A 6,792-nucleotide genomic window follows, 5' to 3' on the forward strand; every position below is an offset into this window, starting at 1 on the left:
TATTTGGTAAAATAAACCTAAAAAACAAGTTTTTTATAGGTTTTACTGGATTCCCGCCTACACAGGAATGACATAAAACGAGTCACACGGGCAACGCTCACAGCTGCTCATAATAACGATTCCTATCTTTAATCAGGCACGCCTGACTTTTTCTTATATAAAATCCAAATACAGTAAAATGCAGCAGCAGAGCTAATACTTAAAACGAAGCATAATAAAGCAAAATTGCTTATCGTTTCGCTGTGTATTTTATAGAAACCAAATAAGTTACGGCAACGATCACTACGTAGTATAGCGCACCAAATATAGATCCTGCCGTACTTGTTACTTTAGCATAATCCTCCAGTGCATAACGAAGCATCATCGGGATAAGTAGATTATGCCCAACCATATGAATCATCATCGGTGCAAATACCATAGCGATTGCAAGACTATGACTTGCTGAAACAACTTCCAATATAAAAGCATTTACCACAAATAATATACAGCCACATAGACTAAATATAAATCCTAAACCCATAACTTTTTTATCGTGTACATGGCGTTTTTTTATTAAATATCCTCCTAAAAACCCTCCAAAGATAGCGGTAAAAGATAACAAAAACGCTAATTTACCGTAAAAAGATGGCGAAACTTTCATTTTATCAATAAAAATAAAAGGAGCTGCTATGAAAAAACCATAATATATGCCATTAAATGCACCGATGATAAAAGCATATAACCAAAGAATTTTATCTTTAATAATTACCTGTAAAACCTCAAAATATTTACTGCTTTGTGAAAAATCTATATACGAATTTGTTTCAGGTAAAACTTTATAATATAAAGCTAGTAATATAGTACCGGTAAGACTAAAAAATACAAAAACATCATGCCAGCTTGAATATTCTATAATATAGCCCCCTATAGATGAACCGAGAGAAGGGATAACAGCCACGGAGATAAACTAGCATAGACATATGATAACTCTGAGCCCTGATAGGAATCTCTAGCCATAGCCTGCCCAATAACAGAACCTACACTTACACCGAAAGCTTGTACAAAACGAGCTATCATCAGCAATTTCTATATTTAACTGCAAAAATGCTAATAATTGAAGATACAACATAAATAAAAAGCCCGAGTAAAGCTATAGGTCTTCTGCCATAAATATCCGATAATCTGCCAAGCGTTAATATACCGAGAGCAAATCCTAAAAAATATAATGTAGAGGTAGTTTGAGTGGTACCGCCATCAATGCCGTAATATTTAGTTAAACTCGGTAATCCTGAAGTATAAATTGTTTCCGTAGTCGGTATAAAATAAATAAGCATGAAGCATCCATGCCGGGATTTTAGCGATTATTTTCATAAATGATTTTTTTATTTCGGTTCATCAAGTCTTATCGATTAATCCGCTCCAAACAAATTCGTTCCGTAATGTTTTTTAATTTTGCTGCTCTCTCAATCAAGTAAAATAACTGCTCTTTATTAATTTTATAATTTTTATCATATCTTGCATCAACATATGCTTTTTTTACTAATTCAAAACACTCTTTTTGTTCGGGAGTTGCAATAGGAAACACTTGCAATAACTCACTATTATAATTTGCTGTTCTACTACCTAACTTTTTTATATCATGGAATTTTGGTTTATAATTAGAAAAAACGAATAAAATGCTACTGTAAAAACTTTCAGTAGCTTGATGAAGATAAAAAACACTTTTATTTAACTCGCCTCTTTTCAATGGATATTTGCAATCAATTAAAAATCCGCATCCGCTTCCAAACCATTCTTCATAATAATCTTTAACAATTTCTTTCATCTCACTCCAAGGTAAATCTTTAGCTTCGCTTAAGGTCAATTCCTTACTATCGTATAAAAGTATGCCTTCTTTTTTTAGATCAGTGAAGAAATAATGCCTAACTGACTATTTACCTCGTCTATTGATTCAAGAATTATTGATATCGCTGAATAATATGGAATAATCTGCTTTCTTATTACTCCCGTCTTCTCTAATCTTTTATATATATTATCTTCTAACCTTAAAGTAGCATGTCCTTTATATTTACCTTTCTTCAGAATTATCAAGATATCAGTATCACTATGGTAACCGTTAGGTAAATCACGGAGCCAATAAAAGAGCCATACAGAATAATCATGGCGATTTTATCCTGTGCAATATCTAGAATCTGCTGCACTATATAAAATTAAGCCTAGCTTAGATTTTTAGGGAGCGATCAGGTAAAATTGTTTTCATAATATTACTTTTTATTTCCTGGATTGCTTCGTCAATTACTTCGTAATTTCCTTGCAATGACGGATAAACCGGTCCACACAACAATGCCTACGCGGGAATGACATTGCAACACTTTTCTGTAGTCTACAATAAGACCTAATACTTTAAGTATTTAAACGTTAAATCTAAAATGTACTATATCCCCATCCTGCATTTTATATTCTTTACCCTCTAAACGCATTTTACCTACTTCCTTGGCTTTTGCTTCACTACCAAGGTTTATATAATCTTCATAGCCGATAACTTCTGCTCTAATAAAGCCTTTTTCAAAATCGGTATGAATAATACCGGCAGCAGCCGGTGCAAGCGTGCCGTCTTTAAAAGTCCAACTATGAGCTTCTTTAGGACCTATAGTAAAAAAGCTTTTAAGGTTTAAAAGATTATACCCTTCTTTAATTACTTTACTAAGCCCTGTTTCATTTAAGCCTATAAATTTTAAAAACTCTTCTTTTTCTTCCATGCTTTTAAGTAAAGCAATCTCAGCTTCTATTTTTGAAGAAATTACGACGCTTCTAGCATTTTCTTTCTTTGCTCTTGCCGCTACTAATTTTGTAAATTCATTACCTATCGCTGCATCTTTTTCAAGTACGTTACATATATATAAAACAGGCTTAGAAGTAATTAACTGCAATTGTTTTAAATTATCAGCTCCTAAAGCTTCATTTAGCACTCTTGCAGGTTTACCATTAGCTAGCACTTTATAAACCTCTTTTAACAGTTCTATTTGCTTTGCCATTGTTTTATCACCTGACTTTAAGCGTTTTTCACTTGTTGCTAAACGCTTTGCGACCGATTCTATATCAGCAAGTATTAACTCTGTTTCAATAACCTCAAGGTCATGGATTGGGTCGACTTTGTTATGTACGTGCGTTATATCCTCATCTTCAAAGCAACGCAGTACGTGCAGTATTGCATAGACTTCCCTGATATGAGATAAAAACTTATTACCTAGCCCCTCCCCTTTGCTTGCTCCTTTAACAAGTCCTGCAATATCGACAAGCTCAATATAAGACGGAATAATTTTTCTGCTTCCTGCTAAGCGTGCGAGTCGTTGTAAACGCTCATCAGGCACTAAAACTTTGCTGCTATTAGGCTCAATAGTACAAAATGGATAATTAGCGGCATCCGCAGCCTGACTTGCCGTTAAGGCATTAAATAACGTCGACTTACCAACATTCGGCAACCCAACAATTCCTAGTTTTAGTATCATCAATCTTTCCGTAAACAATAATTATAGAATCTTTTGCGTAACCGTATCTTGTAAATTCTAGCTTATATCCTAATTTCTCGTAAAAAGGTTTAGACTGAAAATCCATAGTCGCTAAAGCAATAAAATTACAGCAACGCTCACGTGCTAATTCTTCAGCTTTTTCCATTAATATTCTTCCATATTTTTTGTTTCTATGATTTGCATCTACAAACAATGCAGTAATATACAAACTACCCCAAAGGCTTATTCCTTGCATACCGATAATAAAATTTTTATCTTGATCTAAGCATGAGAAAGCAAAAGATTTTAAATCTCCTGTTAAACCTTTCTTTTCTCTTGCCTCTTTATTAAAAGCATCCCAAATTATAGCTGAATAGGCTTTATCCATTTCTTCAGCCTAAACAATTTCAAAATCTTGGGGCATAAGTTTTTCTTTTAATTAAAATTTTGTGGCATGGATCAGTTTTTTGTCATTGCTAGGAGGCATTGTTGCGTGGATACCACCCCGTATTGCGAGGAGCGAAGCGACGTGGCAATCTCGTCAAATATCCTGAGATTGCCGCGTCGAGGCTTCACCTATCCTCGCAATGACGATTTTTATACTATCTTATTCTTAAATTCTTCTAACTTATTCTCTAATATCAAATCAAAATTATTAACTATTCTATCTATAGCTTGCATTGCTGTTTCATACTCGGATTTCAAGAAATTATTAAGTACGTAATCTGCTACATCCTGATGATTTTGTGGTCTACCTACCCCAACCCTAATGCGATTATAATTATTGCCTATAACACCGTCAATTGATTTTAAACCGTTATGCCCGCCGTTACCACCACCGGTTTTAAATTTTATTCTACCTGTTTCTAAATCAATATCATCATGAATAACAAAGATTTTTGCGGGGTGGATATTATAATATGTTTTCACTGATATCACTGACTTACCGGACAAGTTCATATAGGTAGTGGGCTTTATAAAAATTATCTTTTGTCCATCACTAATAGTTTCAGCAATCTCGCAATTGAATTTTTTCTTTGTACTAAATGCTGAATTATATTGGTTTGCTATTTTCTCTATAGCAATAAAGCCGATATTATGCCTCGTATATTGATACTCTTTTCCTGGATTACCAAGACCAATAACAAGAATCATAATAATTTACCTAATAAATAGTAATGGAAAATTTTTGAAGCAATATTAATTTGGAAGAAGTATATGAATATTCAGAATGTCATTCTCGTTTCTAGCGGCATTGCCAGCGTGGATCGGAAAACTTACTCGATGTCATTCCCACCTACGCGGGAATGACATAAAACGAGCCAATCAACAACACCTACGAATCCTCGCAATAACGATTTAAGTATCTAAGCAAGTCCTTATCCGTGAGAATTATCTCACTTCCCTGCTTCAGGGGCTTGTTGTTCACCTTCAGCTTCAATTTTTGCTCCTCTACGTCCTATTATAGTTGCAAGGACAAATTCTTTTTTTGTAACAAAACTACATCCTTTCGGTAATTCTATTTTTGACGATTTTAGCGCAGTAGCAATAGGCATATTAGTAACATCTATAGTTACGTTCCTTGGGATATTATTAACATCACATAATAAAGTAACTCTTCTTTTTACTATATTAAAGTACCCACCCCTTTTAACGCCTAAAGCTCTTTCTTTCCCTTCATATACTACAGGCACTTCCATTTTTTGGGTTTTTGCTTCTAAAAAGACAAAATCAACATGGCGTACTATATCCGTAACGGGATGTAACTCTACGGCTTTTGGTAATACCTTATATTGCTTCTTATCGATCGTTACATTAATTAACTGAGAGATAAAAGCCGGCTTTCTATAATTTTTAGTTATTTCTTTTTCTTCCAAAGAAATACTAACAGGTGTTTTACCCGCTCCGTAAATAATAGCCGGAACACGCCCTTCTCTTCTTAATGCTCTTGCTGCTCCCGTACCAAATTCCGTGCGAGGTTTCGCTTCAAGTTCTAATATTTCACTCATTATTTCAACACTTTAAACTTAAAAAAGATTATAATAGCTTCAATTAATATAAAATTCAAGTATTTTGTAAAAAACTTATAAGGCATTGCTTAGAAACGGTTGATATCGTCATTACGAGCGGCTAAAGGCCTTGTTGCATAGCTCAGAAAAAGTGTTCAATGTCATTCCTGCGAAAGCAGGAATCCAACATAAAGCGAGATAACCTCCGCTTTTAATTTCAAAAATTTGCTGTATTTATACTTTGTTCTAGATTCCCGCTTTCGTGGGAATGACATAAACCGCGCTATGCAATAACGCCGTAATTTCCTAGCAATGACGTAAACTTTTTAAATTATCAACCTATTTCTAAGCAATGCCACCAATAACACTTTACTCAATTCCTAAAATTTTATGAGTCTGCAGCGATAACCTAGCACCGCTTTCTAGTGCTAATTTTACCGCTAACTCATTATTTTCGTCATTAAGTCTTTGGTTGTTTTGATCTATAGGTTGAATAAAAACCGGTATATTATAAGAGGTTTGCCCTACTTCCGGTATGAAATTATATTCTAAAATATTTTTAGCAACGATGAATTTCACCGCACTAATTTGAGATAATAAATCCTCTCTTATTTTGCTATAACCGGTTTTACCGGCTTTCGGCGAACAAATTATATACACTTCATTTGGCAAAGAGCGATATAACGTACCGTTAGTCTCTATTTGGACTTTAAAATCTTGGTCTAATAACTTCTGACATAATAATTCTATAGGTTGACGCATCGGCTCGCCACCGGTGATTACTACCAAATTAATCGATCTTTCATTTTTAGAATTTAATGCCAAGCTTTCTACTTTATCTAAAATCTCAACTATATCTACTAGCTGAAAATCCTCAAACTCCGTATCACAAAAATTACAAGCAAGATTACACCCTCCAAGCCTAATAAAGATTGCAGGGCAACCTACAAAAATGCCCTCCCCTTGTATAGTCTTAAAAATGGACTGTACCTCTAACTTAGTACCGTCACCATTTAATATGCTTCTTTTAGGATTTTGTCCAAACATTTTCAGTATTAATATGTATTCAGAATCCCCATTGTAGCAAATAGTTTAAAAAAATAATAGAGTTTAATAGAGGTGTTTACTCAATAAAAATTTAATCAAGTGCTGCAATAGATAGATGCATACGCGTCAAGTTAAGGGATGTTTATAAGTTTAAGAGAAGATAAAGTAGATTTTTTTGTTTTCCTATATTTATCTTTTAAGCAAAAACTTACCCAAGCTATTCGTAAATTTTTAAAGAAGTTTTTTAA

7 protein-coding genes and 1 pseudogene are annotated in these 6,792 nt (G+C 33.9%); all 8 read right to left on the reverse strand.

Features of this window, described 5'->3' with window-relative positions; translation table 11 throughout:
• Positions 1-128: 128 nt before the first annotated feature.
• A pseudogene (locus ACKTSD_RS05400) lies at positions 129-1,350 on the reverse strand (Bcr/CflA family efflux MFS transporter).
• Positions 1,351-1,381: 31 nt separating this feature from the next.
• Complete coding sequence (locus ACKTSD_RS05405) at positions 1,382-1,843, reverse strand: HEPN domain-containing protein (RefSeq protein WP_412708312.1); 462 nt, start codon at positions 1,841-1,843, stop codon at positions 1,382-1,384.
• A gap of 35 nt (positions 1,844-1,878) precedes the next feature.
• Positions 1,879-2,070 (reverse strand): hypothetical protein, encoded by a 192-nt coding sequence (locus ACKTSD_RS05410; RefSeq protein WP_412708313.1) that lies wholly within the window; start codon positions 2,068-2,070, stop codon positions 1,879-1,881.
• Positions 2,071-2,390: 320 nt separating this feature from the next.
• Positions 2,391-3,488: a redox-regulated ATPase YchF gene (gene ychF / locus ACKTSD_RS05415; protein ID WP_412708314.1), complete on the reverse strand. Its 1,098-nt coding sequence runs from the start codon at positions 3,486-3,488 to the stop codon at positions 2,391-2,393.
• On the reverse strand, positions 3,445-3,876 hold the full coding sequence (locus ACKTSD_RS05420; protein ID WP_412708315.1) for a GNAT family N-acetyltransferase: 432 nt from the start codon (positions 3,874-3,876) through the stop codon (positions 3,445-3,447). Before ACKTSD_RS05420 ends, ychF begins: the two co-directional genes overlap by 44 nt.
• Before the next feature lie 209 nt (positions 3,877-4,085).
• A complete protein-coding gene (pth, locus tag ACKTSD_RS05425; protein ID WP_412708316.1) occupies positions 4,086-4,643 on the reverse strand; it encodes an aminoacyl-tRNA hydrolase in 558 nt (185 codons plus the stop codon).
• A gap of 242 nt (positions 4,644-4,885) precedes the next feature.
• Positions 4,886-5,497 carry a 50S ribosomal protein L25/general stress protein Ctc gene (locus tag ACKTSD_RS05430; RefSeq protein ID WP_412708317.1) on the reverse strand — a complete coding sequence of 204 codons (612 nt, stop codon included), beginning with the start codon at positions 5,495-5,497 and terminating at the stop codon, positions 4,886-4,888.
• A gap of 369 nt (positions 5,498-5,866) precedes the next feature.
• Positions 5,867-6,544 (reverse strand): 7-carboxy-7-deazaguanine synthase QueE, encoded by a 678-nt coding sequence (locus ACKTSD_RS05435; RefSeq protein WP_412708318.1) that lies wholly within the window; start codon positions 6,542-6,544, stop codon positions 5,867-5,869.
• Positions 6,545-6,792 lie beyond the last annotated feature (248 nt).

Source organism: Candidatus Rickettsia kedanie (genome assembly GCF_045865205.1).
Lineage (GTDB): Bacteria > Pseudomonadota > Alphaproteobacteria > Rickettsiales > Rickettsiaceae > Rickettsia > Rickettsia australis.